This window comes from Paenibacillus sp. J14 (assembly GCF_000518465.1).
GTDB lineage: Bacteria > Bacillota > Bacilli > Paenibacillales > Paenibacillaceae > Fontibacillus > Fontibacillus barengoltzii.
This window is the reverse complement of record NZ_JADQ01000003.1, coordinates 75,799-99,918: the sequence shown is the minus strand read 5'-3', so window position 1 is coordinate 99,918 and position 24,120 is coordinate 75,799. Positions and strand designations below refer to the sequence as shown.

Sequence of the window (24,120 nt, the reverse complement as noted above, 5' to 3'; positions counted from 1 at the left end):
TTCCTCCTCCCCCACTCTTCCGCTATCCAACGGAAGTCAACGGTTTAAGCCTCCGGCAGCGTATCCCACGCAGCATCCAACAAGGTATCAAACAACTCGTCGTCCTCTTCGATCCGTTCGTCAACGGCAAGGAATTGCTCCTCAATGCCCGGTTCGTTGGCATAATGAAGGCTGTAATCCCAATCCGTCCCCTTCTCACTGTAGAAGGTAATTTCATAAGCAGCCTTATGCGAGCTTACTTCGAAAATAGTCTTGCCGATGTAGGAACCATCCTCCTCCCGGCGCATTTCTGCATGAACAATGGTCAATTCGTTCATCATGTACGTAACTCCTTTTTATGGGACAGTCTCTTTGCAATATCGTACCATGTTTTGGGGGAATATCAAATGTAGAAACGAAGGATCGCCATCGCGCGGCATTCCAATTTTGCTGGCAAATGGTGTATGATTAAGCATGTAATTAATTCCTAAAGTTTGGAGGAACCCGTAGATGTCCGATTTTCAAAAGAAACTGGAAAAATATGCAGAACTCGCTGTCAAAATTGGCGTTAACGTTCAACCCGGACAAAATCTGATTATCAACACGACCATCGATAGCGCGGAGCTCGTCCGTCTTATTGTGAAACAAGCCTATGAAGCTGGCGCTCGCTTCGTTAAAGTTAACTGGAGCGATGATGTGGTCACCCGTCTTCGCTATGATATGGCTGCCGAAGAATCCTTCCTGGATGAACCGAAATGGTATGCCGGCGAGATGTTGGAATACGTAGAGAACGGTGCCGCGGTGTTGCATGTCATCTCCTCCGACCCTGACCTGTTGAAAGGCGTGTCGACGCAACGGCTCACCAATCATCAGAAAGCATACGGCAAAGCGATGAGCAAGTACCGTGAAATGCAGATGTCCGATAAATTCAGCTGGTCGATCGTAGCTGTACCTTCCAAGGCATGGGCAGACAAAGTCTTCCCTAACCTTCCTGAAGAAGAACGTGTACCCGCGTTGTGGGAAGCGATCTTCCGTACGGTTCGCCTGGATCAGCCTGACCCGATCGCGGCATGGCAGCAACATATCGAGAACCTCACGCAAAAATCCGATTACTTAAATGCGAAACGCTACAAGAAGCTGCATTATAAAGCACCAGGTACCGACCTGACCATCGAGCTGCCGGAAGGCCATCTGTGGGTCGCTGCTGAGAGCATCAACGCCCAAGGTAACACGTTCCTGGCTAACCTGCCAACTGAGGAAGTGTTCACCGCTCCGCTTAAAACAGGGGTAAACGGCACGGTCTCCGCGACAAAACCGCTGAGCTACCGCGGCACGATCATCGACCGGTTCTCGTTGACGTTTGAGAACGGCCGAATCGTGGATTACAAAGCCGAAGTAGGTGCCGATGTCCTTAAACAGCTCGTGGAGCTGGACGAAGGCTCGCATTACTTGGGAGAGGTGGCATTAGTACCGCATAACTCTCCGATCTCGCAATCCGGTATTCTGTTCTACAATACACTGTTTGACGAGAATGCCTCCAACCACTTGGCCATCGGAAATGCCTACGCGTTTAACCTGGAAGGCGGCAAATCAATGTCCCAGGAAGAACTGGCACAACGCGGGTTGAACTCCAGCTTGGCGCATGAAGACTTTATGGTTGGATCCGCAGAGATGGATATTTTCGGCATCACGGCAGACGGCAAAGAAGAGCCGATCTTCATTAAAGGCAACTGGGCATTCTAATTGAAAAAACAATAAAACCGGATGCTCTCGATCCAAGAGAGTCATCCGGCTTTATTTTATTAAGCGCCCGCTTCTTCCAACGGCAAGAGCTGCTCGCGAATAAGCTTGACGCGAGAGATTCGTTTGTTGTCGGTCTCCTCCACCACGTACGTGATTCCGCCATATTCTACGGTTTGCCCGACCTGCGGAGGCAGGATATCGATCCTTGAATATAACCAACCGCCAATGGTGTCATAGTCGTCGGAATCCAGCTCCAGGCCAAATCGGTCATTGATGGACTCGATCAGCATAAGCCCGTCGATCGAATACACATTCGTGTCCAGCTGCTCGATGCCAGGACGTTCTTCATCGAACTCATCCTGAATCTCACCCACAATCTCCTCGACAATGTCCTCCAACGTCACCATCCCAGAGGTCCCGCCGTATTCATCGATCAGGATCGCGATTTGCGTCCGTCCCCGCTGCATGCGCTTCATCAAATCACTGATCGGAATCGATTCCGGGACGGCCATAATCGGACGTATTAGATCGCGGAAATTCCGGTTTTGGGAGCGGATCAGATCTTTAATATGAATAAATCCGATAATATGATCTTTATCATGATTGCAGACAGGATAACGTGTTCTTGTACCTTCCAAGGCGATTTCCAGGTTCTCTTCCAGCGAATGCTGCGTATACAAACAGATCATTTCTGTTCGGGGGATCATAATCTCACGGGCGGTTGTATCAGCAAACTCAAAAATATTGTCGACCAGCGACATTTCCGTACTATCGATCAAACCGCTCTCGCTGCTTTCCTTCATCATCACACGGATTTCTTCTTCCGTGTGCAGCGAGTCCTGCTCCGTTACAGGCGCAATGCGAAACAGTCGCAAGAGACCGGCGGAGAGCCCGTTTAACAGCCAGATGAACGGGTACATCAACCGGTAAAAGATGCTCATCGGCCAAGCGAGCCATAACGTAATAGTCTCGGCTTTACGGACAGCGATCGTCTTGGGGGCCAACTCTCCCAGCACGATATGCAAAATGGCGATCAAGAGAAACGAAACGGCTAACGAAATGATAAAACCCGGCCGTTCACCCAAGCCCATCATCTCGAACATCGGCCCTAAAATTCGGGCAACGACAGGCTCGCCAAGCCATCCAAGCCCAAGCGAACTGAGGGTGATCCCGACCTGACAGGCTGACAAGTAACCGTCCAGCTTGCTTAACAGCTCTTTCGCGATTTTCGCGCTCCTTCGCCCCTCCTCAGCTAACGCCTCGATGCGGGAGCTCCTCACCTTCACAATGGCAAATTCAGCCGACACAAAAAGTCCGTTAAGCAACACCAATAACACCATGAATCCTACGGAATAAAGACTCGGTAAAGGGTCACTCAATACGTTTCCTATTCCCGCCGATCCGGCGGCGAATAGGTGCACCTCCTTCGTGGATTAAAATCATCAATATTCAATTGCATTCGATATGAGAAAGACAGCTTTAATTTCCCAAGGGATTCATCTCCTTTATTTCCAAACCGTTACATTCGATATATGAATTCTTCTTAATTATATTATTATACACTACACAGTCAAACGCTGCGGTATTCCTAACGAACAGGCGTGGCAGGCTGGAAAAAATAAAAAAAGGCCCCCTTGAAATCCCAAGGGAACCAGAGTGCGCTTATCGAGTTGGCGGCGGGGATCCAATCACACCAGGATATTGATAAATCAACGGCTCGTCAAACGTCGCGTAGTCGAAATTGACCATCAGCAAGACGGTCCGCACGCCGGTAACCGGATCGCTAATAATGATATGATCGCGACCAGCCGCTTCCAGCACACCTTTAAAGACTTTAGCGTTCCATTCGCTGTTGTTCTCGTAGGTCATGTAAAACGTGCCAACTTTGCCCAAATTCAGACGGAAAATATTTTCAATGTAAGATTGCTCATACACCTGCGTCGGCATTGGCATCACCATTCCGGTGGGCGTCATCGGGCTTCCGCTGGATACTTGCGGCGGCATGCCAGTTCCGGTTGTCTGCGGATATCCGCCTCCCATCGGCATCATCGGATAAGTACTTTGGCCCGCAGGATACGCAGCTGGCCGGAATTGTTGAGTAAACATGAATTCCATTCCTCCTCAAAATTAATCAAGCGATACGATAGAGTTAATAGACGGATGGACAGTCTTGCCCGGATGGAGCAAAGAAGCAATGTGCCTTATATCGGCCGGTATTTTGTTGGTTATACCAAGTGCCAGGACAATCACCCGTTGGCCTGAAGAACCATAACGCATTCGACGCGGGCCAAATTCGTTCCCCGTTAATGACACGTTGGGCCAATTTGATATCCCGGTCGCGTGCGCGTTGATAGAAATACCCCTTGATCGTTGCTTCGAATCCGCCTGGACGTTGAAACACCATCCGATTCATGTCGCGAACATCCCGAAAGTCCAAGCAATCTGCCAAGATTCGGTTCACGCCGACATTGCCGACCATCAACATCCCTTGTTCGCCTTCTCCTTCCGCTTCTGCGCGCATCAGGCGCGCCAGCAGCTTCACATCTTCGGAGTTCGCTTTAATGACGGCCAAGTTGGGTCCTCCTCCCTCTCTGCTGAACGGTATATCTTATGTGCATCTGCCTATTTTGGTGCTAGAAGCTGGTAAAAATTCGGTGTCAAGGCGAGGAGTCAAGGTTTTATGTGAATACGGTTACAATCTTGAACATTTCGTGTCTATTTCTATGGACGCGCTTACATGAATAGCATATACTGTAGTTAAATAATGTTTTTTTATACGGTTTTGCTGGTTTGTTTATAAAACGGTTGCTTCATTATACCTTTTAGGAGGTTACCTCATGAAAATCGCGATTATTGGCGGCGGCCTGGCCGGGCTTACGGCTGCTGCATACTTGTCGGACAACGGCAATACGTCTGGTACCGTGTTTGAACGGAGCCCCCAGCTCGGCGGACGGGCTTTCACCTATGAGAAATCGGGATTTACTTTGAACTATGGAGCACACGCAGTGTACGGCATCGACAGACATACGCTCCATGCGATGGAAGAAGAGCTGCATTTGAAATTCCAGAGCAAACAGGTCGATAAACGTAAAGTGATGTACGCTAAGCACGGACGGTTAACCCCTGCCCCGCTGGATTTCGTAAACATTATGAAGACGAATGTGTTGACTCCTATGGAGAAAGTCCGGTTTGTCGCTGAAATCGCGGCCGTGATCGGTAACATCCATCATTTGAAGCAGTATCGGACGCTTGGCGAATATTTGGAGCATTCCCACGCCTCGGCAGACGTGAAGGAGTTGTGGGAGCATCTCGTGTGCTCCAACTTCTTTATTACACCGGAGGAAGCTCGCAAAGTGCCGGGTTCTGTCATCTCCGAGTACTATCATAACCTCTTCCTCTCCAGCCGACCGGTCAGCTACATTCTTGGCAGTTGGGCCACAATTACCGACCAACTGATCAATAAAATCAAAGACAATGAGTCTTGGGAGATCGCAGTGAAGGAGCCGGTCGAATCAATTACGATGGAAGACGGGAAATTCGTGTTAAACACGAAGACCAGACAGCAGCTTGTGTACGATCAAGTGATCTTCGCCATGCCAGTGCAGCAGGTAACTAAACTGCTGGAGGAAACGCCTTGGGCAAGTGCACTGGATCCGTACAAGAACAACACCTCAACCGAAGTGCTTGTTTACGATGTTGGCTTCTCGAAAGTCGTTGCCCGTCCGTTCCACTATATCAGCGACATCGATCATAAAATCTTTATCAGTGACGTCTCTGCCACAGATTTCACGGTGGCCCCTGTTCATGGCCAGTTATTGCAAGGTATCGCTTACTTGAACGATGACTTCCCTGATGAGGAGCAGAAGAAGCAATACCTTGAACAGAAAACCCAGCAAATGGAAGCTCTCTTTGATACGTACTATCCAAATTGGCGCGAGTTTGTTGAAGTCAAACGCGTGTCGAAGAAAGCGATGGTAGCAAGCGTCAAAAATATTTACACCAATCAGCTGCTGCCTAACCGTCTGGCAGGTGTGCCGTTCTTCTTCTGCGGCGACGGCTGCCAAGGGAAAGGTGAGTTAGCTGAACGCGCCTTTTCCAGCGGCCGGGCTGTAGCTCAGATGATCCTGGAACAAGCGAATACCAAGGCCTTATCCATTTAATCCAAACAAAAACAGAAGCGTACACAAGAGTCGGGATCGTCCGACGTATTGAGACGCTTCTGTTTTTTTGCTGTATTCCAATCTTACTCTGCCTGCCTTTCCTGTAATTATCGTGTGTCTTTCCTTCTTCTCACTTACCCGGAGCTATGAAATTTTCGGTATTCCTGCAGCTCAGTCCGATAGGTGCGAACAGACCGCTCGAACCCATGGTAACGACGGCCTTGGAAGGTCAGCTTGCCTTCGTCTCCTTCCGCACATTGTCCGTATTCCACGCCCGACACAGCAAACTCCAAACGATCACCGCTTTCGACCTCAAAGGTCATATAATACTTCGTGTCAGAACGGTTCACCGAGGTATCGGTGTCATGGCGGTGGCTGACCTCGGTCCGTTTTCCGACGATAACGGAATGGACGCTGAGTACAGGCTGCCGATGGTTTCCAATCGCGCGAAGAAGCCCTCCTGCTGCTGTCGCAGCCAAAATTCCGACGATGACAACAAACAAGATGGGCAGCGCCGTTTCCACTACCCCAAACATTTCCGTCCACGACTGCATCGCTTATCCCTCCTTCGAGAGGTTGCTCCGTACCGCTGTTCTCTCCTTTCCCCCTAAGTATATGCGGTCCCGAAAAAAACTTGTTATTCATCCTGTCCGGAAAATATGCCACTCTTGTCCAAGATATCTGAGAGAAAAGAAAAACCTCCGATTCGTAGTTACGAATGGAGGTTATTATGGTGTGAAACCAGAACGATCTATCTTAAGCATAGTACTCAAACATCAGTTGACGGGTCTCTTCAGCGCCATCGGCTTCCATTTCGAATGCTTCGTCAAGTCCTTTCTCTGCCCAACAAGCTTTGCAAGCTTCTTCTGTCGTGCATAGATGAGCATCTTCACAGGTGTAGCAGAACTGCAGGTAATTACGGGTTACAACCTCTTCTTGAACAGTTTTCATAAGGCTCCACTCCTATCATTATGGGAGCGTTCGCTCCGATTTTGACTTGCCTGTGATTGATCTTCCTTACAAGTTAAATATATCACAAAGTCTGGAGATAGTACGTGATTTATTTCACAATATAATGAACATGATCATCCTACTTATTTTTTATACAAAAAAGCATGGCTCTTACGCCATGCTTGCTTACAACCTTCGTTTCGTTTATAACACCTGCCAGGTTCGTCCCCCATCCTTCGTTTGCATCAGGAGCGAACGCTTCTGATTCTCTTGGGCAACGAGCAGCCACCCCACTCGGGAATTAAAGAACTGAAGCTTCACAATTTCAGGGTAGTCGATCATCGTTTCAACCAATTTGTTGCTTACCGGCAACGGCTCCCAGCTCGCGCCTTGGTTTAGCGTATGATAGACGGTTGAATCTAATATCGTCCAACCTTCGTTACGCGTCAGGAAAGTCGGGGCCAGCTTCTCGTTTAGGCCGGTTTGCCAGGACAACTGAAACGGCGCTAATGTCCAGGTGTTGCCGGCATCTTCCGTAAAGTAACCATTAAACTTAGTGGAATCTCCCCGGCTGCAGCCCACAGGTATCCACCCCTCTCGCACGCTGCCTGAGAAGAAGGATACAGGTCCAACTGTAAAGCTGTCGCAGGTTTTATACTTGTCCGGATTAAAGAAATGATCGTTTTGAGTCCAAATTAATCCACCGTTCTGAGTCGTATACAACGTTGGAAGTCCTTGATTGATTTCGGTTACAAAACCATGCAGCGGGCTCGTAAAGGCCATCGAAGTTTGCGTCCCAGGGATTAATGAAGGACTGTCCTTGTTCTCAAGCAGCAGTTGCATCGGATCCGTCCCTCCAAGCAGAACTTCAAAGGTTTGGGCCCCGTCATCCGTCTCATATAAAGATCGTGTTTTATTCTCTCGCACATTGCCCTCAGAGAGCAACCATCCATGATCCGGATCGGCAAAGACCATCGCCTTCACTTCCCCTGTTCCCGGGAACGAGGTCACCTTCCAAGTGGTTCCGCCGTCGGTTGTACGGAGGACAATCGTGTCTCCGGAACCGGCAGAATTGCGCACGATAAAGCCATGATTCGGATCTAGAAAAAAGATATCCTTGCCATACTCCGGCGTCGTAGCAAACGGTACGGAGGCGGCAGGTGAGATGTTCGTCCATGTTTTGCCGTTATCTGCTGTAATATAAAGTCTCAGCTCGTTACGCGTAATCCCCCACGCTAATCCCGTCGTTTCACTGAGCAATTGAAAATCGGTGAGACGGGTTTGAATCTGGTAGCGGTTATTCGTGTTCTCCGCCGGAGCGGCGGCAGGATTCCCCTGGTTCTCGGAAGCTGCAGGATTGATTACAGTAATCGTTTGTCCATCATCCTCAGAAGGCTCGTCTAGTACCGGAGTGGCAGCCGGAGGCGGCTCTGAATTGCAAGCCGTCAGAAGCAGCACCATACCCAGGGCGGTTCCGGCAATCTTAAGCCATAGGCTCAACCTGAACCACCTCGCTTTCTGCAGTTAGATATGCTTCATTATAACATACATGTTTTTCTCACCGTTACAATCGGGGGTCGTTCCCAAAGTTAACTGAGAAATGCTGATTGGGTTTATAGACAGCGAAAGCGTACCCTTTACTCTGTAAATATTCGATAACTTGGGGCAAAACCTTTACCGTCTGCGCCTTCTCATGCATCAGAATAACCTCAGTATCCCGGTGCGTTTGCCGCTTCACTTCTTTCAGAATCGTGCTTGGGCTGTTCGGGTATTTCCAGTCCATGGAATCGACTGTCCAATCCCACATCTTAAATCCCGCTTCCGCGATATCGCCGCGGAATTTCTCACCGATCTCCGGTTTGCTGCCGTAAGGCGCACGAATCAAGGTTGGTGAAGTGCCGGTAAGCTTCTCCATCAGCTTCTGTTCCTTCGTAAATTCTGCGATGAAGTTCGTCGACCCTTTGCCATTATATAAAATCTTCTTGTTGTGCGTCATGCTGTGCAAACCTATGTAATGTCCTTCCTGCAACACCTGGTTTACGATTTTCTCATTTTTGCTTACCTGATTCCCAATCATAAAGAAGGTCCCATGAATCTGATAATGCTCTAAAATATCGAGCAGCTGCTCCGTATACTTGCTAGGTCCGTCATCAAAAGTCAGATAGATGACTTTGGGCTTTACAGTCGTTTTTGACTGATTACTCTGCTGTGCTGGAGATTTTGCTTCGACCTCAGGTAGTACAGCTGGCGGAGCAGGTGCCCGTTCGGATTCCGCCTTCTGGGAAGCACCTTCCTCCTGGCTTGGAGTCCCCTTCGGCTCCGCTTGGGTGTTATCTGGTTCTGACGGAGTGCTGTTTGAATCTGCCGGTGTAACCGTTGGCTCCGTCGTTTGCTGTGAGGACGCAAGATTAACGCTCTGTCCCTTCTCCGTTTCCCCTGCAGATGCCAATTTTGCCGGGATGACCACCTGGGTTGGTGATTTATGCGGAAGGGATCCGTTGATCATCGGGGTGACTGCTACCGCAGTCAAAGCAAGGGATGATGCCGTCAGCACGAGAGCAGCTGTGATAATCAGTCTCGTACGTCGAATCATTTTGGAATGTGTGTTACGCTCTCCATGCTTGTTACTTCGTTTCCCGTAAGGCGACATCTCATTCACCGGATTCCTCTCTCTCTTTTTCTATTTAATAGAATAATATAAAGTGAGAGTTTCGTCCTTACAGAATCGTTAATCGCTGGTTACAATGTGATAACAACTTTCAAAAAACGACACTTAGTTAACATAACAATATTTATGTTTATAATTGAAAGGGAACATAAGAAAACCGCCTTCCATTAGAAAGCGGCTCATTGGATGTAAAATCCGATATTATCTATTCATCCATCTTCAACACTTCTGACTCATAGGACTGAAAAGCATTTTCCAAGCCGATGATCACATCTTTGATCTTCATATAACCTCTGGTATACGGAATAGAATCTCGGATCTCTTCCCACAAATAATGGTACTTGCGCATATCGTCAGTCTCACATACGGCGAAATCCGTATAGTCCTTCCCAGGTAATGCTTCTGCATCGAAAAAGCGAACCCTCACATGCGGATGATATTTATCGATAATCTCTTGTAAACCCCCCGCATACTTCCTGCGTTCCTCTCGTGGTAATGCCAGCCAAGAAGGGTAAAATTCCAATAACACAATCATCATGTAATGCACTTGAAGTCCCACCTTAATTTAGAAAATGATTGTGCTTATTTTATTATTTAAAATGCGAACATTCCAGATTTTACTTTAAATTTAGAACTTTCTTCGGGTACAATGGTTGTAACCCAAATACATAACGCGCTTTCATTCTATGATGAAACGAAGCGCCCTGAAGTGCTTGCATCCTGAAGGTTAAGAAACCCACCAACGGTGCAAGCTAAAGCATGGAGAACACGACGAGGAGATGAAAAACATGAAAAACAAGATGAGTTCCAGCCGGGTTGTCATTATCGGCACCGGAGCAGTTGGTGCAACTACCGCTTATACGTTGCTCTTAAGAGAACGGGTGTCCGAGCTGGTCTTGATCGACGCCAATAAGGAGAAGGCGCTGGGCGAAGCTCTGGACATGAACCATGGTCTTCCCTTCACTGGTGGTGTAAAGCTATGGGCTGGAGATTACAGCGATTGTGCGGAGGCTGATGTCATTGTTATCGCCGCAGGCGCTTCTCAACGTCCAGGCGAGACGCGGATCGATTTGCTCAAACGAAATGCCGTTATTTTCGACAGCATTATTCAGAATATTGTGAAATACAATAATCACGGCATCATTCTCGTAGCAACGAACCCCGTCGACATTCTGTCCTACGTTACATTGAAGAAAAGCGGATTCCCGTCCAACCGTGTCATCGGCTCCGGTACCCTGCTGGACAGCGCACGTTTCCGTTACCTCATTGGACAGAACAAGAAAATTAACCCACGCAGCATTCATGCTCATATCATCGGCGAACACGGGGATTCCGAGGTTCCGCTCTGGAGCTTGGCGAATGTCGCCGGCATCGGCTTGGAATTCTCTGATGAAGATCGTGAAGAAATCTTCAATAATACGAAAAACGCTGCATACGAGATCATCAACGCCAAAGGGGCTACATACTACGCGATTGCGCTGGCGTTAGACCGCATCATCGTCTCGATATTGCAGAACGAAGGCTCCGTTCTGAACGTCTCGACATTGCTGACGGATTATAACGGTGTCTCCGATGTTTACCTTGGGGTACCGAGTATCGTTGACCGCTCTGGCGTCCGTGAAGTGCTGGATTTGAAGCTGGATAGTGAAGAGTTAACTCGGTTCCACGCTTCGGCGAATAAGTTGAAGGCGGAAATCGCCAAGCTGGATCTGTAATCCTCACCCATAAAACGCAAAAGAACGTCCGAACTGCTTATCTGCGGTTCCAGACGTTCTTTTTTATTTATTTCATCCCATTAATCATTATAATTCACTAGGTTAATTCATAAGCTGAGTGATCTCTGCACGTTCTGCTTCGCTAATCTGTCGCTGAATCAATGCCCCGCCTTCAGCTCATCAACATGTTTCACATGCTTATGGTTTAGGGCAATAAAAAATACCGACAACAGGACGAAACCGGCGCCAACGAGGAACGGGACATGTGGATTAAACCACTCAGCCAGTTTGCCTGCCATATACGGTGCGACCGCTCCGCCCAGAAAACGGAGGAAGCTGTAGGCAGCCGATGCTGTGGAACGCTCAACAGGTGCCGCGTTCATAACGGCTGTTGTGATCAGTGTATTGTTGTTCCCCAGCACTGCCCCGGCGGCAATGACAGCTATGATAATCACCCATTGATGGTTCGTCCAAATGCCCATCACAAGCATCATCAGTGCGTAGAGGGACAGCATCACTGCCATCGATTTTACCGTACCAAACTTCTCCTGCAGCTTTGGTGCAGTAAATACGGAGGTGATCGCCAACAAAATCCCCCACGCCAAGAACACGTAACCTAGTCCATGTTCATCCAGCCCCATCACGAAGGGAGCATAAGCCATCAGCGTAAAGAAACCGATGTTATAGAAGCAAGCAGTTAAGCCGAACACCACTAGCGAACGATGGCGCATGGCCAGAAACGGAGCCGCCAATGAAGTACGAGATGCCTTTGAGCCGGTACTTGCGGACGAATTAGGCATGAGGGTGCTAAGTCCAATGAAGGCGATCACCATCAGCGAGGCGACCCCAAGAAACGGTCCGCGCCACGACACCGCACCGAGCCAACCGCCAACGAGCGGGCCAACCGAGATGCCGAGACCTACTGCAGCTTCGTACAAAATGACCGCTCTGGCCGTCCCGGTGCCGGATAATGTGACGATAGCCGACAAAGCGGTAGCGACAAACAAGGCGTTTCCAAGTCCCCAGCCGCCGCGCAATCCGATGATCGTCCAGACATTACCAGCTAATCCGCCGAGCGCGGAGAAGACCGCGATCAAAATGATGCCAGAAAGCAAGGTCCACTTCATGCCAATGCGCGAAGAAAGTGTGCCTGTAATTAACATTGCGACCGCCATGACAGCATTATAGCTGGTGAACAGTAACGTTACCTCGCTGGGGGTTGCGTTCAAACTGTTCGCGATCGCCGGCAGGATCGGATCAACCAATCCGATGCCCATAAAAGCGATGATCGCGGCAAAAAAAACAGCCCAAACGGCCTTGGGGTGTTTGATAAGACTCGCCTGCTCGAGTTCTAAACGCTCCTTCGTTTCTACGTACTGAATGGTGTTTGATGATGACATAAAGACTCCTTTCCCGGGTTATAAAAATGATTTAAAGGAATGCCTGATCACATCTCCCCGACTGATAATTCCAACAAGCACTCCGTTGCGTTCGACCGGGAGCTTCTTAATCTGTTTCTTCCCTAAGATCGCCGCAATGTTCTCAATTTCCTCATCCCACGGCACGGTGTAAACTTTCTTCTTCCCGATTTCCATGACGTTGAGATCAAGCAGGCGCCGTACACGCTGTTCAAAATCTTCATGGTCTCCTTTAAACACAGCAACGTAATAAATTGAATCTACCACAACGTCGCGATGTTTACCGATGTAACGCATAATATCGCCATCACTAATGTAGGACACGATCTCATTGCGTTCATTAACGATCGGAAGTCCACTGATCCGGTATTCCATGAATCGTTCAATCACAGAACGTACCGTATCGGTTTCTTTGACTTTGTAAACGTGTTTGATCATGATCTCATGCGCTTGCATGGTTATCCCCCTCATGTAATTGTATTATACAACTATATAAATTGTTGTCAATTGCTTGAATGCATAAAAGCGCTTTCTGTTTAGGAAGCCCGCATTCATTTAATTTCTTTTCCATTCTATGATACGATAAAAATATCCTATCTGGCTGTGAGGTATTTAAAATTATGGATGACAAATCACTAGAAACAATCGAACTGGAACTTGCCGTCCTTTATCGACGAATGACTACTGTAACGGCTTCCCGCAAAAACGGGAGTCTAGACCGTGCCGCATATCTGCTATTACATCGGATCTATGATCAAGGTGCGGTAGGTGTCAAAGCTTTGGCCGAAGAATTTCAATTAGACATCTCAACCGTCAGCCGCCAAGCAGCGGCTTTAGAACATAAAGGATATGTCCGACGAATCCCGGATCCGGCGGATCGGCGCGCCTTCTTCATGGAGATCACGGAGCTCGGTTTGAAGGAGTTTACAACTTACAAGGCCAACCGGTTAGCACGGATTCAAGAACTGCTGGAAGACTGGCCGGCGGAAGACACCGTGACGTTTGCTGCTTTGTTGCAGAAATTTAATCACGAATTGATGAAGTTAAACGCAATAGCGCGAAATTAGTTTACATAATATCTATTACGTAACTTACTGGAGGTTACTCTGATGAATCACGTCGATTTACCAGTTGAAATCATCGAACGTACGGAATCCCCTCGCGGGGAAATCCAGCTCCAACGTCGCGGCGAGGAGTTTGAAATTATTAGCAACGGCACCTTTCTGATGGCGACGTATAACGGTGAGTCTGAGCGCTTGCTGGTCCGCCGCGCGTTAGAACTCGTGCCCTCCCCCGAGAAGGTGCTGATCGGCGGCTTAGGGGTTGGATTTTCGCTGCAGGAAGCCCTTCTCGATCCCCGCGTAATGGAAGCCACCGTAGTGGAGATTGAAGACAAGGTGATTGAGTGGAACCGGACGGTTTTGGCGCATGTAAACGATGAGGCCTTAGCGCATCCGAGAACACGGTTGATTCATGGAGATCTGGTCGCCTGGATTCGAGAAACGGCGGAGACCTTTGATCTGATCTGTCTGGACATTGACAACGGTCCGGATTGGAAAGTGTTTGACGCCAACGCGTCATTATACGATGAAGCCGGTCTGGCTGCGCTGCAAAGCCGGCTGCGGCCCGGCGGCTGCCTCTCCTTCTGGAGTGCTACCCCTTCCCCGGATTTCGCCCTTCGGCTCAAGGAGGCGTTCGGAGAGGTAGAGATCCGTGAGGTACCGCAAACGCACGGGGAGCCCGATTATATTTTCTATGTCCGTGGATCTCACTGCTAGTCAGCCATTCAGGAGGTGCCTCTATGCAAATTCAAAAAGTGATCGACCGCAAGAAATTGGATGAGAAGGTCGTATCCATGCCCTGGTTCGTGCAGCAGTTTATCGATTATAAGCTGCCTGATCTTTCCCCTTCTACACTTTTAGAGTATGTACGGGATTACGAACAGTTCTTCAGCTGGCTTCGAGCGGAGGGGCTAACTGCAGCGCAGACAAATGCCCAAGTGACCCTCCACGACCTGGAGATTCTACATATGGAGAGCATTGTGGGGTATCGGCTTTACTTAACCACACGAACTGAAAGCACGAACTCCAAAATTACAGTCTCACGCAAAATGTCTTCCTTACGCTCGTTGTTCCACTACCTCAGTCAAATTGCCGAAGACGAGAACTTCTACCCGCTGCTAAAACGAAACATTATGGCGAAGGTAGAGATTAAACGAATCCATAAACCGAAGGATACCGCGGCTAAACTTAAAGGCAAAATATTGGAAGAAGACGAGTTAACCGAATTTATTGCCTACATCGCCGAAGGATATGGGCGGGATGTAGCAGACAATAAACAGGCGCTTTATGCGTATGAGCTGAACAAAGAACGCGACGCCTGCATCGTCAGCTTGATTCTGAACTCCGGATTACGTGTCTCTGAGGTCGTTAACCTGAACATCGATGATTTGGATCTGGCAAATAAGCTGGTTTATGTATACCGGAAAGGTAACAATGACGAGTCATTCAAAACGCCGGTGTACTTCCGAGAGCAGTGCAGGGACGATTTAGCTGCCTATCTGACGCTTCGAACATCGCGATACCGTACACCCAAGCGGGAGAAGGCCCTGTTTGTGGCTATACCCAACGGACAGAAAGAAGGGAAACGGATGACGAAACGCGCGATTCAAGCGATGATTATCAAGTACGCCAAACGTTTCGGCAAGCCGTACCTGACGGTTCATAAGCTGCGGCATTCCTTCGCCACCGACTATTATTTGCAGAATGATATCTACAAGACCAAAGAGCAGCTCGGTCACGCGTCGACGGAAACAACCGAAGTGTACGCACATCTCACGGACAAGACGATGTCCGAAGCGATTGAGCGCCGGGTCAGCAGCTAGCATTAGGTATAATCACAGAAGGACTTCCCATCTCAACGATGGGAAGTCCTTTTTTGGCTCCGCCTACATCAAGTTATGTCGGATGTACGCTGCCATTTGCTTAATCTCATCCCGTTGAAACCGGCGGATCCCAGACGGATTAGCGGCGAAGTTCGCCTCCTTCTGGACAACCGCGATGACTTGCTGCAGTTCCTGGATCAACGGCTCGTCCTCTGTGGAGCGCAACAAGACCATTTTCGGATACCTTTCCCGCTTAAAGCCTTCAACCAGAATCAAATCATATTGAGCAAAATGCTCAATCAGCTGAACCAGCGGTGTTTCCTGCTCCTCGAACACGGCCGTTCGCCATGGCGAGGTAATCGCCGCCCCCGCTGCTCCTGCCGCTCGGAAACGAAACGAATCCGTTCCCTCTCGATCGGCTTCGAAACCGTGCAGGTCATGTTTGATGACAGCTACACGAAGATTCATATCATTAAATATCTTCACCAATCGGGTGATGAGCGTTGTTTTTCCGCTGTTTTTATAGCCGACGATTTGTACTACCGATGCCACGCCCGTTTCCTCCCTCGTCCTTCCTATGAACACATTCCATTAGAAATCGCTGCCTGGCAGCTTCAGTACGGTTACCCGCTCGCCTGCCTGCATCTCCGTGTTAGAAGGAGGAATCACGATTAGTACGTCGCTGTCCTTGATCGTGATCATTACGCCCGATTCATCCAGCTCCGCAGGAATTGCGTAGAGCTTGCTTTCCCGCACCTCCAACCGGCCGCGGACAAACCGGGTAAAGTTGTTGATCTTTCTGTAAGGACGGGCGAGCTCAGCGGTGAACTCAGGTAAAAACGGCTTCGCAACCCCCATCATCCGACCGATTGCCGGACGCACAAACAGCTCGAAGCCCACAAAGCAAGCCCCGGGATTGCCAGACAAAGCGAACAATAGCTTGCCATCCTTTACTGCGGCAGATGTGACACTGCCTGGACGCATCGTAACTTTGTTGAATAACATCTCCACGCTGTCGCTCGACAACAGGTCGGCCATGATATCATAATCACCTACAGACACACCGCCGGTGGTTACGACCAGATCATACTTGGCGATCGCTGCTTCCACCTGCGCTTTCGCTTGGGCCAAATCGTCCTCGATGGCCTCAAACAGGATCGGTTCGCCGCCTGCTTCGATAATTTGACTATACAACATATAGGTATTGCTGTTACGGATTCGACCGTCCTGAAGCGGTTCATCGATGCGCAGCAGCTCCGAGCCGGTGGAGAAGACAGCAACCTGCGGCCGTTTCTTCACCGGAACGCGGTGAATGCCAAACGTCGCCAGCACCGACAGTTCACCAGCGGACAACCTGCGGCCAGGCTCAAGAATCACATCGCCCTGCGACAGCTCCAGACCCACTGGCGTGATGTTCTTCCCGGATTCAATTTCCCGGATCAATTGGATGTAAGGCTTGCCTTCCCGAGTCACGGCCTCCGTCATCTCAAACATCACCACGGCGTCCGCTTCATCGGGTACTTTCGCCCCGGTCATGATTCGGGCAGCTTGTCCGGGTTTCAATTTCACGTTGGGAACGGAGCCAGCAGGAATCTCATCAACCACTTCCAAGTAGACCGGATGTTCAGTATGACAACCCACAGTATCTTGGCTCAAGATGGCGAACCCATCCATCCCTGAACGCCGAAAATGGGGATAGTCATGAGGCGCAGTTACCGGCTCCGCCAAAATTCGACCTAACGCCTCCGGCAAGGGAACTATCTCCGATTCGATCTCCTTAGCGTAGGACAGAACGATCGCCTGGGCTTCAGGCACGGGCAACGCTTTGCGGCGAAATTTCGCCTGGTCCGTTGTCTTCATTGGGGATCCACTCCATTCCCTTGCTGCTCCTGTAAATATTGATCCAGCATTTCGGAGGTTTTCTTGGCAATCTCCCTAATTTCTTCTTTGCTTAAATTGTCGTAATGAATTCCCATGACCACGGTAACCGTTCGACCAAGCGCCTTGGATGCGCGGCGGGCATAGCCCTCGGTTAAGGTGTGTTCTTTATGCCCCGGTACGGCAGAGGTCAATACTTCGATGTCTCCCCCTGCTTGATAAGCGGTGGACGCCGCTCCGATATGGGAGACGCCTCCAGTCATTAGCAGCAGTAAATCGCGGCCAACCGGAATCGCTTCCAGCCTAATATCTTCAAAAGCCAATTTCCGCAGCTCCTTCCACTTGCAGTATGCCCTTTATTTTAAAGGATTCCGCGGATTTCGTCCAAGGTTTGAACCCCTTCCGCCTGCATCCAGGCCGTTAGGCCAGCAATTAGCTGTTCTCCCGCTCGAAGATGCACGAAGTTATGCGTCCCCACCTGAACAACGGCTGCGCCGGCCATAATAAACTCAACGACGTCCTCTGCGCTGCTGATGCCGCCCATCCCCATCACCGGCAGGGTGACGGCTTGACAGACTTGATGCACCATCCGCAATGCGATTGGCTTAATCGCCGGGCCGGACAGACCCGCATACAGATTTTCGAACACGCTCCGCCGCTTGGAAATATCGATTTTCATCGCCGAAAACGTATTGATCAGCGAGACGCCATCCGCCTGTTCCTCCTGGCACATCACCGCCATTCCTACGATATCCTCGGCATTCGGCGACAGCTTCACGATCAGCGGCAGCGTCGTCGCTGCTCGAACCTCGCGAACAACCTGCCGGGCGATCTCCGTTTTGATCCCGTAAGCCATGCCCCCAGCTTTGACATTCGGACAGGAAATGTTCAGCTCAATCATATCCACTGCGGTTCTGCCTTCTCGTCTCCGCCATGCCGCATCCTCATCGATGAGCCTCGCGCCTTCCACATACTCTTCGATCGTATTTCCACCCAGGTTTACGATTCGAACCAAGTCCAGTTGCTCCCATCTCGGACATTCTTCACGCAGGAAAGCGTGGATGCCCGGATTTTCCAATCCCACGCTGTTTAACATCCCAGATGCTGTCTCAGCTACACGAAAACCTTCGTTCCCTCCCTTTGGATGCAGCGTCAAGCCTTTGCCAGATAACCCGCCTAGTTGATTAATATCGTAAATCGCACCATATTCCTTACCGAAGCCAAACGTTCCAGAGGCCATTACAATCGGATTTTTAAAAGAGACTCCGGCGATTTGGCACGATAAATCCGTCATGCGAACACCACCTCTTCCGCCAAAAATACCGGCCCGTCCGCGCAAGCCTTCTTCCGGCCATCTCTACATTTCACGCTGCAGACCAGGCATGCGCCGATTCCGCACGCCATCCGATTCTCTAAGGAGACGTATACGTTCGCCTGACCGCCGCTTTCCTCCTGTTTGCGCTGCACGGCATGCAGCATCGGGTGAGGTCCGCAAGCGATCACCGTATCGTATTTGCGAAAATCCACTTTCTCTAGAATTGAGCCGCCTACATCCACCGTTACGTTACCGCAGGCCAAAGCACGGAACGCCTCTACCATGTACGGCTCACGGCTGAAGCCGAGATATACGTCTGCTTGCGGTGCTTTCCTCAGCGCATAATAGAAAGGAGCAATTCCGATACCGCCGCCTACAAAGGCGATTCTTCCCACAAGCGGCGGAAACCCGTTCCCAAACGGCCCGTCCAAGGTCAAGCGGTCGCCCGGCTTCAGTTCAGATAACCGAGTCGTCCCTTCTCCCGCAACCTGAATCAAGAAATCCAGTCGATCTTCTTCAAGATCAAAAATGCTGATCGGTCGGGACAATAACGGGTAACGTTCCCCGGCGCGCAACATGTAGAACTGCCCCATTTTTCCCGTAAATCGCCCTTGTACCGACAGTTTGAGCACTCCTGGTGATATTTCCTCGTTCGCCACTACGATTGCCATAAGCTCCCCCCACCCATTTGATTACACTTCATCAAAGGATGCATTTTTTTAGCGGGATCGTCTGTGACATCTCTCACAACAGTCTTAAGCGGTAATTCGCGCGATTTTGCAACATCCATTATGATCTGCAAAAGTTAGGGGATACTAGAGAACATATATAGTTTTGGGATGAAGGGGGACTTCAAATTGCTTATACAACTGAAGAGAGCTCTGGTCTGCTGCATGACCGCTTCTCTGATCTTGGCAGGCGGGAGCGAACTGTATCCCGTCAAAGCCGATACGGCACGGGATCTCGAACTCAGGGGCCCAGCATCTCAAGGGGATCAGGCGGACAAAAAAGATCCATTTATACCTGCCGGTGCCGCGTCAGCCGATCTTGGCGAACTGCGCCGCAAATATTCAGAAACCTTCATCTTCCGGGGGCCGGAGGTGAAGCAGATTGCGCTGACCTTCGATGACGGGCCGGATCCGCGGTTTACACCGCAAATTTTAGACGTGCTTCACCGCAAAGGGGTCAAAGCCACCTTCTTTGTGGTTGGGGCACGAGCAAAGAAGTTTCCCGGCTTGTTGAGGCGGATGAGTCACGAAGGCCACCTCATCGGCAACCATTCCTATAGTCATCCGAACTTCCGTAACCGCTCCATTAAGCAGTTCCAGAGCGAGATTTTGCGCACGGAGAAAATTATTCAGAACGTCGTTGGATACCGTCCCCAATTGATTCGGCCGCCTTATGGGGAAATTAAGGAAGAACAGGTCAAATGGGCGAAGAAGAACGGTTACACCCTCGTGAATTGGAATGTGGATTCCCAGGATTGGAAAGGGATCGACGAAAATAAAGTGATCTCCAATGTGATGAGCACGGCGGGACCCGGCTCGATCATCCTTCAGCATTCAGGCGGCGGCGTCGGCTCCGACTTAACCGGCACCATTCAGGCTTTGCCGAAGATTATCGACGCCCTGCAGGCACAAGGGTATCAATTTGTTGATCTTTCTGAGCTGCTGCATACGACCAAATACCGCTGACCCGTGACGAATCGTCAATTCTCCAGATCAACCAAAAAGTCGGCCAGGATACATCCTGACCGACTTTTTGGTTCACACCGATGTTTAATTTATTACGTAAAGCTTCACATCTTGAAACCCAAACGATTTCGCATTTGCCGCACTGCCTGGAATAAAGATATCGATCCGATTGCCTTTGATAGCGCCCCCCTGGTCAGTAGCCGTAGCTACAAAAGCTTGATCCGGCAGCCCATCATGGTTATGCCCGGTTACCAACACCTTCGTGCCCATCGGAATGACCTTGGGATCAACCGCGATGGTGCCCAGCTTCAGCGGGTTGCCGAAGTAGTCAACCGCGCCCCATTTTCCATTCTCGCTAGCAGATGCCGAATACGCCGAAGCTTTCACATTAATCGTTTTCGAGTAAGTAAAGGTTTTCCCCCACGCTTCAACCACGTTCCCAGTGGACATCACTTTCAGCTTGGAAGCGGATGCGGTTGTCGTCGCTGCGCTTTCCTTCTTCTCCGGAGCAGCAGAAGCTACTCCTGCCGATTGCGATTGAACGCCCGGAATGGTGATTTTCAATCCAGCGTATATATTACTTGGATTGATGGATGGGTTGGCAGCCATGAGTTTATTCATGTCTACGCCATATTTTTTGGCAAGAAGATAAAATGTATCTCCTTCCACGGCATTATGTACCGCGTCTGCATGGACGGATATCGTCTGCATCGGAATCGTAAGGCTTACGGCAATCAGCGCCGTTGCTGCAAGTTTAGACCAAATACGAGTATTCAAGTGAATTGCCCTCCTTTTTACTGCGCCTGCGGAGTTAGTTGTCGGATTCGGGAAAAAGGATCATTCCCGGCGCATCGCCTCGATACGCTTCACCCCAAGAAAACAGTCAGCTTGACCGCTTCTGCTTTCATCTTTCGTCCCCCGCACCTCAAGTTCAGGTTTCGGCCTACTCAATATATCACAATTTTGTAACCAATAGGCCAGGTAAATCCCACCAAATGGCGGAATCCCTTGACTGGACTGGTTACATTTTTGTGTTCAAAAGTAAAAAGCGTGTAAACTTAGAGCATAGGGTCGATCCCTCCGAGGACAAAAAAAACCGCCCGAATCCTCGAACGGTTCCTCAAATTTATAATACTTTGCTTAAAAAGTCCTGCGTCCGCTGATGCTTTGGCGCCCCAAACACCTCTTGCGGCGTGCCTTGCTCCAAAATGACGCCTTGATCCATAAACAGGATGCGATCGCCGACCTCACGGGCAAATCCCATCTCATGCGTAACGATAACCATCGTCATGCCGCGCTCAGCCAGGTTCTTCATGACGTCAAGCACCTCTCCGACCATTTCCGGGTCCAGAGCTGACGTTGGCTCATCAAACAGCATCACATGCGGCTCCATGGCCAATGCGCGGGCAATCGCAATCCGCTGCTTCTGACCTCCGGAGAGCTGCGCCGGATAAGCATCCCGCTTATCCTCCAGTCCAACCGTGCGAAGCAGATCCATAGCGATCGCTTCCGCTTTGCTTTTATCGAGCTTCTTCACGCGAATTGGCGCTAGCGTAATGTTGTCGAGTACGGTTTTGTGCGGGAACAGGTTAAAATGCTGGAATACCATCCCCATTTTCTCGCGGGTTTTATTGATGTCATGTCCTTTGGCAGTGATGGAAGCACCCTCAAAGGTGATCTCCCCTTCGGTCGGAACCTCTAACAGATTCAAGCAGCGGAGAAACGTACTCTTCCCCGATCCACTCGGACCGATAACAACGACAACTTCGCCTTTGGAGATTTCCAGATCGATCCCGCGCAAAATATGGAGTTGGCCAAATTTTTTATGCAAACCTTTAACGGTGATCACTGGTCTTCAACTTCCTTTCGAACACGCCCAAAATCCGAGACAGCGTGAATGTCAGAATAAAGTACATGATGGCGATGATTAAATAAGGAGTCATCCCGTCATACGTAATCGTCACGACCGACTGCGCCTGATAGATCAGCTCAGCGGTACCGATGATCGAGACGATGGACGATTCTTTAATGATCGTGATAAACTCGTTGCCAATCGCTGGGAGCACCGATTTGATCGCCTGCGGAATAATGATGTGACGCATGGCCATCCCTTTGGTCATCCCTAAAGAACGAGCGGCTTCTCCCTGCCCCCGATCAACACCTTGAATGCCGGCACGAAAAATTTCTGCCAGATAAGCCGAACTGTTAATGGATAAAGTAATCGCGCCTGACTGAAGCGGGCTGAAATTAATATCAAACATAAATGAGAACCCGTAGTGAATAATCAACAGCTGCACCATCATAGGGGTGCCGCGCAAAAATTCCACCCACGCATGCCCTAGAAACCGCAGTATCCCCCATGGCGACATCCGCACCAGCGCGATCAACAACCCAAGAATAAAGCCGCAAAAGACACTGATCGCTGCCAAGAGCAGGGTATATTGTACACCGGCCAAGAAGTAACTGCGATATTCCATAAACATTGAAATTAAGTCCATAACGCCTTCCTTCCTCCTCCTTCACCTCAAACCTTTAAGCAAAAAAACAGAAAATAGCGAAAGCTTCGCTATTTTCTGTGGATGGATATCGTGATTATTTTTCGGCTAGTTCACTAGCTTCAGCAACGAATTGATCAATGCTGCCTGCACTAATCAAGCGATCAAGCGTCTTATTGACTTGATCCAGCAGCTCTTTGTTGCCTTTCTTAATGCCAATCACGTAGCCTTCATCCTCAGTTACCGGCTTGGCATCAGTGATAACCAGGCCTTTGACGTTTTTGACAAACGATTCTGCAACAGGACCTTCCAAGATCGCAGCATCAACACGGTTGGAGTTCAACTGCATAATGATATCATTGATTTTGGCCAGCGAAGTCAACTTCGCATTCGGGATTTCCTTGGCCATCTCTTCTTGAATAGACCCTTGCTGAACACCGATTTTCGCACCTTCCAGCGATTCCATTGTGCTGAACTTGTCTTTGTCCGCTTCACGGGCTACCACAGCTTGCTCTGCTTTGTAGTAAATTTGCGACATATCAATTTGCTCTGCACGTTCTGGAGTTGGGCTAAGACCAGAAATGACAAGATCCACACGTCCACTGGACAGCTCGTTCAGCAACGTATCGAATTTCAAGTCTTTAATCTCCAGCTCCGCGCCCAGATCCTTGGCAATTTCCTTAGCGATTTCTACGTCGAAACCAACAATTTCGTCTTCCCCTTGATCGTTCTTGATATGAAACTCATATGGCGGGAAGTCCGCACTCATGCCTACGATCAGTTTCTTAGCCGGTTCGGTTTGATCCCCACCTGCTTGAGTCTCATTTTGGTTCGCAGCTTGACCGGCGTTGTTTGCCGCGTTGCCGCTGTTATTTTTTTCCTGACCACAAGCGGCCAGCACCATAGTCACCATCAAGACCGCTATGAATAACATGCCCCATTTTTTCATGCTTTTCTCTCCTATTCTGCTTTTCTTTTTATCACACGACGATGATTACTGGGCTAATTATAAATCAGAATGCATATATATGCAAAACAATTTTCATGATATTCAAAAGTTTTCACAGAACTGCCCTTTAACACCTCGTAAATCTTATTTATCATACTTTGGTCAATTCAAATCTGAATTATGTTACCCATTTGGTTCATGCTCCTTGCTGCCTTGGGGAATAATGAACATCATCACAACCCTAGCGATTTACGAGAGGAGGCGCCAATCT

General features: G+C 49.5%; 27 protein-coding genes and 1 riboswitch. Of the genes, 7 read left to right on the top strand and 20 right to left on the bottom strand.

Annotated elements, in window-relative coordinates; genetic code table 11:
• Positions 1 to 44: 44 nt before the first annotated feature.
• Positions 45 to 320 (bottom strand): hypothetical protein, encoded by a 276-nt coding sequence (locus M891_RS0101910; RefSeq protein ID WP_016312116.1) that lies wholly within the window; start codon positions 318 to 320, stop codon positions 45 to 47.
• A 169-nt stretch (positions 321 to 489) separates the two neighbouring features.
• Between M891_RS0101910 and M891_RS0101905 the strand changes: the two genes are divergently transcribed.
• Positions 490 to 1,722, top strand: a complete 1,233-nt coding sequence (locus tag M891_RS0101905) for an aminopeptidase (protein ID WP_028537613.1) — start codon at positions 490 to 492, stop codon at positions 1,720 to 1,722.
• A 59-nt stretch (positions 1,723 to 1,781) separates the two neighbouring features.
• Here the strand turns inward: M891_RS0101905 and M891_RS0101900 are convergent, their stop codons facing one another.
• The 3 genes from M891_RS0101900 to M891_RS0101890 all read right to left on the bottom strand — a co-directional run bounded on the left by M891_RS0101900 (position 1,782) and on the right by M891_RS0101890 (position 4,294).
• Positions 1,782 to 3,062 carry a hemolysin family protein gene (locus tag M891_RS0101900; RefSeq protein ID WP_174844448.1) on the bottom strand — a complete coding sequence of 427 codons (1,281 nt, stop codon included), beginning with the start codon at positions 3,060 to 3,062 and terminating at the stop codon, positions 1,782 to 1,784.
• Positions 3,063 to 3,384: 322 nt separating this feature from the next.
• On the bottom strand, positions 3,385 to 3,828 hold the full coding sequence (gene gerQ / locus M891_RS0101895) for a spore coat protein GerQ (RefSeq protein ID WP_016312113.1): 444 nt from the start codon (positions 3,826 to 3,828) through the stop codon (positions 3,385 to 3,387).
• 43 nt (positions 3,829 to 3,871) lie between these two features.
• The gene (locus M891_RS0101890) at positions 3,872 to 4,294 is read right to left on the bottom strand and encodes a cell wall hydrolase (protein WP_016312112.1); all 423 of its coding nucleotides are present in this window, start codon (positions 4,292 to 4,294) and stop codon (positions 3,872 to 3,874) included.
• A gap of 265 nt (positions 4,295 to 4,559) precedes the next feature.
• Here M891_RS0101890 and M891_RS0101885 point away from each other — a divergent pair, with 265 nt between their 5' ends.
• Entirely contained in the window at positions 4,560 to 5,882 is a 1,323-nt protein-coding gene (locus M891_RS0101885; protein WP_028537611.1) for a phytoene desaturase family protein, read from the top strand.
• 134 nt (positions 5,883 to 6,016) lie between these two features.
• Here the strand turns inward: M891_RS0101885 and M891_RS0101880 are convergent, their stop codons facing one another.
• From M891_RS0101880 to M891_RS0101860, 5 genes are all read right to left on the bottom strand, one after another.
• Positions 6,017 to 6,436: a DUF2500 domain-containing protein gene (locus tag M891_RS0101880; RefSeq protein ID WP_028537610.1), complete on the bottom strand. Its 420-nt coding sequence runs from the start codon at positions 6,434 to 6,436 to the stop codon at positions 6,017 to 6,019.
• 202 nt (positions 6,437 to 6,638) lie between these two features.
• Positions 6,639 to 6,833, bottom strand: a complete 195-nt coding sequence (locus tag M891_RS0101875) for a hypothetical protein (protein ID WP_016312109.1) — start codon at positions 6,831 to 6,833, stop codon at positions 6,639 to 6,641.
• 204 nt (positions 6,834 to 7,037) lie between these two features.
• Positions 7,038 to 8,333, bottom strand: coding sequence for a WD40/YVTN/BNR-like repeat-containing protein (locus M891_RS0101870; RefSeq protein ID WP_232228263.1), 1,296 nt, complete (start codon positions 8,331 to 8,333; stop codon positions 7,038 to 7,040).
• A gap of 64 nt (positions 8,334 to 8,397) precedes the next feature.
• Positions 8,398 to 9,483, bottom strand: coding sequence for a polysaccharide deacetylase family protein (locus M891_RS0101865; protein WP_028537608.1), 1,086 nt, complete (start codon positions 9,481 to 9,483; stop codon positions 8,398 to 8,400).
• Between the two features lie 223 nt (positions 9,484 to 9,706).
• Positions 9,707 to 10,048: a darcynin family protein gene (locus tag M891_RS0101860; protein WP_028537607.1), complete on the bottom strand. Its 342-nt coding sequence runs from the start codon at positions 10,046 to 10,048 to the stop codon at positions 9,707 to 9,709.
• 241 nt (positions 10,049 to 10,289) lie between these two features.
• Between M891_RS0101860 and M891_RS0101855 the strand changes: the two genes are divergently transcribed.
• Complete coding sequence (locus M891_RS0101855) at positions 10,290 to 11,216, top strand: L-lactate dehydrogenase (protein ID WP_028537606.1); 927 nt, start codon at positions 10,290 to 10,292, stop codon at positions 11,214 to 11,216.
• 158 nt (positions 11,217 to 11,374) lie between these two features.
• Here the strand turns inward: M891_RS0101855 and M891_RS0101850 are convergent, their stop codons facing one another.
• On the bottom strand, positions 11,375 to 12,616 hold the full coding sequence (locus M891_RS0101850; protein ID WP_028537605.1) for an MFS transporter: 1,242 nt from the start codon (positions 12,614 to 12,616) through the stop codon (positions 11,375 to 11,377).
• A gap of 18 nt (positions 12,617 to 12,634) precedes the next feature.
• A complete protein-coding gene (locus M891_RS0101845; RefSeq protein ID WP_016312104.1) occupies positions 12,635 to 13,090 on the bottom strand; it encodes a CBS domain-containing protein in 456 nt (151 codons plus the stop codon).
• Between the two features lie 164 nt (positions 13,091 to 13,254).
• Here M891_RS0101845 and M891_RS0101840 point away from each other — a divergent pair, with 164 nt between their 5' ends.
• From M891_RS0101840 to xerS, 3 genes are read left to right on the top strand one after another with little or no spacing between them, the layout of a single operon-like run.
• Positions 13,255 to 13,701: a MarR family winged helix-turn-helix transcriptional regulator gene (locus M891_RS0101840; RefSeq protein WP_028537604.1), complete on the top strand. Its 447-nt coding sequence runs from the start codon at positions 13,255 to 13,257 to the stop codon at positions 13,699 to 13,701.
• Positions 13,702 to 13,743: 42 nt separating this feature from the next.
• The gene (locus M891_RS0101835) at positions 13,744 to 14,412 is read left to right on the top strand and encodes a spermidine synthase (protein ID WP_028537603.1); all 669 of its coding nucleotides are present in this window, start codon (positions 13,744 to 13,746) and stop codon (positions 14,410 to 14,412) included.
• 23 nt (positions 14,413 to 14,435) lie between these two features.
• Complete coding sequence (gene xerS / locus M891_RS0101830) at positions 14,436 to 15,518, top strand: tyrosine recombinase XerS (protein ID WP_028537602.1); 1,083 nt, start codon at positions 14,436 to 14,438, stop codon at positions 15,516 to 15,518.
• Between the two features lie 63 nt (positions 15,519 to 15,581).
• Here the strand turns inward: xerS and mobB are convergent, their stop codons facing one another.
• From mobB to M891_RS0101805, 5 genes are read right to left on the bottom strand one after another with little or no spacing between them, the layout of a single operon-like run.
• Positions 15,582 to 16,070: a molybdopterin-guanine dinucleotide biosynthesis protein B gene (mobB, locus tag M891_RS23145; protein ID WP_036699205.1), complete on the bottom strand. Its 489-nt coding sequence runs from the start codon at positions 16,068 to 16,070 to the stop codon at positions 15,582 to 15,584.
• Positions 16,071 to 16,109: 39 nt separating this feature from the next.
• Positions 16,110 to 17,378 (bottom strand): molybdopterin molybdotransferase MoeA, encoded by a 1,269-nt coding sequence (locus M891_RS0101820; RefSeq protein ID WP_028537601.1) that lies wholly within the window; start codon positions 17,376 to 17,378, stop codon positions 16,110 to 16,112.
• The gene (locus tag M891_RS0101815) at positions 17,375 to 17,719 is read right to left on the bottom strand and encodes a prenylated flavin chaperone LpdD (RefSeq protein WP_016312098.1); all 345 of its coding nucleotides are present in this window, start codon (positions 17,717 to 17,719) and stop codon (positions 17,375 to 17,377) included. Before M891_RS0101815 ends, M891_RS0101820 begins: the two co-directional genes overlap by 4 nt.
• A 38-nt stretch (positions 17,720 to 17,757) precedes the next feature.
• A complete protein-coding gene (locus M891_RS0101810) occupies positions 17,758 to 18,690 on the bottom strand; it encodes a dihydroorotate dehydrogenase (RefSeq protein WP_028537600.1) in 933 nt (310 codons plus the stop codon).
• Entirely contained in the window at positions 18,687 to 19,382 is a 696-nt protein-coding gene (locus M891_RS0101805; RefSeq protein ID WP_028537599.1) for a dihydroorotate dehydrogenase electron transfer subunit, read from the bottom strand. Before M891_RS0101805 ends, M891_RS0101810 begins: the two co-directional genes overlap by 4 nt.
• A 186-nt stretch (positions 19,383 to 19,568) precedes the next feature.
• Between M891_RS0101805 and M891_RS0101800 the strand changes: the two genes are divergently transcribed.
• Positions 19,569 to 20,405 (top strand): polysaccharide deacetylase family protein, encoded by an 837-nt coding sequence (locus tag M891_RS0101800; RefSeq protein ID WP_028537598.1) that lies wholly within the window; start codon positions 19,569 to 19,571, stop codon positions 20,403 to 20,405.
• An 84-nt stretch (positions 20,406 to 20,489) separates the two neighbouring features.
• Here the strand turns inward: M891_RS0101800 and M891_RS0101795 are convergent, their stop codons facing one another.
• From M891_RS0101795 to M891_RS0101780, 4 genes are all read right to left on the bottom strand, one after another.
• Positions 20,490 to 21,182: a 3D domain-containing protein gene (locus M891_RS0101795; protein WP_051416803.1), complete on the bottom strand. Its 693-nt coding sequence runs from the start codon at positions 21,180 to 21,182 to the stop codon at positions 20,490 to 20,492.
• Between the two features lie 8 nt (positions 21,183 to 21,190).
• Positions 21,191 to 21,359, bottom strand: a riboswitch (cyclic di-AMP (ydaO/yuaA leader).
• 172 nt (positions 21,360 to 21,531) lie between these two features.
• On the bottom strand, positions 21,532 to 22,254 hold the full coding sequence (locus M891_RS0101790; RefSeq protein WP_028537596.1) for an amino acid ABC transporter ATP-binding protein: 723 nt from the start codon (positions 22,252 to 22,254) through the stop codon (positions 21,532 to 21,534).
• Positions 22,241 to 22,903, bottom strand: a complete 663-nt coding sequence (locus M891_RS0101785) for an amino acid ABC transporter permease (protein WP_028537595.1) — start codon at positions 22,901 to 22,903, stop codon at positions 22,241 to 22,243. Before M891_RS0101785 ends, M891_RS0101790 begins: the two co-directional genes overlap by 14 nt.
• Before the next feature lie 94 nt (positions 22,904 to 22,997).
• Positions 22,998 to 23,849, bottom strand: a complete 852-nt coding sequence (locus M891_RS0101780; protein ID WP_036699202.1) for a transporter substrate-binding domain-containing protein — start codon at positions 23,847 to 23,849, stop codon at positions 22,998 to 23,000.
• Between the last annotated feature and the right edge of the window lie 271 nt (positions 23,850 to 24,120).

Bases quoted from the DNA above. Each gene is read 5' to 3' on its own strand.
- M891_RS0101900 (WP_174844448.1), bottom strand. From the start codon at position 3,062: ATGGTGTTATTGGTGTTGCTTAACGGACTTTTTGTGTCGGCTGAATTT.
- M891_RS0101875 (WP_016312109.1), bottom strand. From the start codon at position 6,833: ATGAAAACTGTTCAAGAAGAGGTTGTAACCCGTAATTACCTGCAGTTC.
- M891_RS0101820 (WP_028537601.1), bottom strand. From the start codon at position 17,378: ATGAAGACAACGGACCAGGCGAAATTTCGCCGCAAAGCGTTGCCCGTG.
- M891_RS0101855 (WP_028537606.1), top strand. From the start codon at position 10,290: ATGAAAAACAAGATGAGTTCCAGCCGGGTTGTCATTATCGGCACCGGA.
- M891_RS0101905 (WP_028537613.1), top strand. From the start codon at position 490: ATGTCCGATTTTCAAAAGAAACTGGAAAAATATGCAGAACTCGCTGTC.
- M891_RS0101785 (WP_028537595.1), bottom strand. From the start codon at position 22,903: ATGGACTTAATTTCAATGTTTATGGAATATCGCAGTTACTTCTTGGCC.
- M891_RS0101910 (WP_016312116.1), bottom strand. From the start codon at position 320: ATGATGAACGAATTGACCATTGTTCATGCAGAAATGCGCCGGGAGGAG.
- gerQ (WP_016312113.1), bottom strand. From the start codon at position 3,828: ATGTTTACTCAACAATTCCGGCCAGCTGCGTATCCTGCGGGCCAAAGT.
- M891_RS0101780 (WP_036699202.1), bottom strand. From the start codon at position 23,849: ATGAAAAAATGGGGCATGTTATTCATAGCGGTCTTGATGGTGACTATG.
- M891_RS0101835 (WP_028537603.1), top strand. From the start codon at position 13,744: ATGAATCACGTCGATTTACCAGTTGAAATCATCGAACGTACGGAATCC.
- xerS (WP_028537602.1), top strand. From the start codon at position 14,436: ATGCAAATTCAAAAAGTGATCGACCGCAAGAAATTGGATGAGAAGGTC.
- M891_RS0101880 (WP_028537610.1), bottom strand. From the start codon at position 6,436: ATGCAGTCGTGGACGGAAATGTTTGGGGTAGTGGAAACGGCGCTGCCC.
- M891_RS0101845 (WP_016312104.1), bottom strand. From the start codon at position 13,090: ATGCAAGCGCATGAGATCATGATCAAACACGTTTACAAAGTCAAAGAA.
- M891_RS0101885 (WP_028537611.1), top strand. From the start codon at position 4,560: ATGAAAATCGCGATTATTGGCGGCGGCCTGGCCGGGCTTACGGCTGCT.
- M891_RS0101865 (WP_028537608.1), bottom strand. From the start codon at position 9,483: ATGTCGCCTTACGGGAAACGAAGTAACAAGCATGGAGAGCGTAACACA.
- M891_RS0101850 (WP_028537605.1), bottom strand. From the start codon at position 12,616: ATGTCATCATCAAACACCATTCAGTACGTAGAAACGAAGGAGCGTTTA.
- M891_RS0101810 (WP_028537600.1), bottom strand. From the start codon at position 18,690: ATGACGGATTTATCGTGCCAAATCGCCGGAGTCTCTTTTAAAAATCCG.
- M891_RS0101805 (WP_028537599.1), bottom strand. From the start codon at position 19,382: ATGGCAATCGTAGTGGCGAACGAGGAAATATCACCAGGAGTGCTCAAA.
- M891_RS0101840 (WP_028537604.1), top strand. From the start codon at position 13,255: ATGGATGACAAATCACTAGAAACAATCGAACTGGAACTTGCCGTCCTT.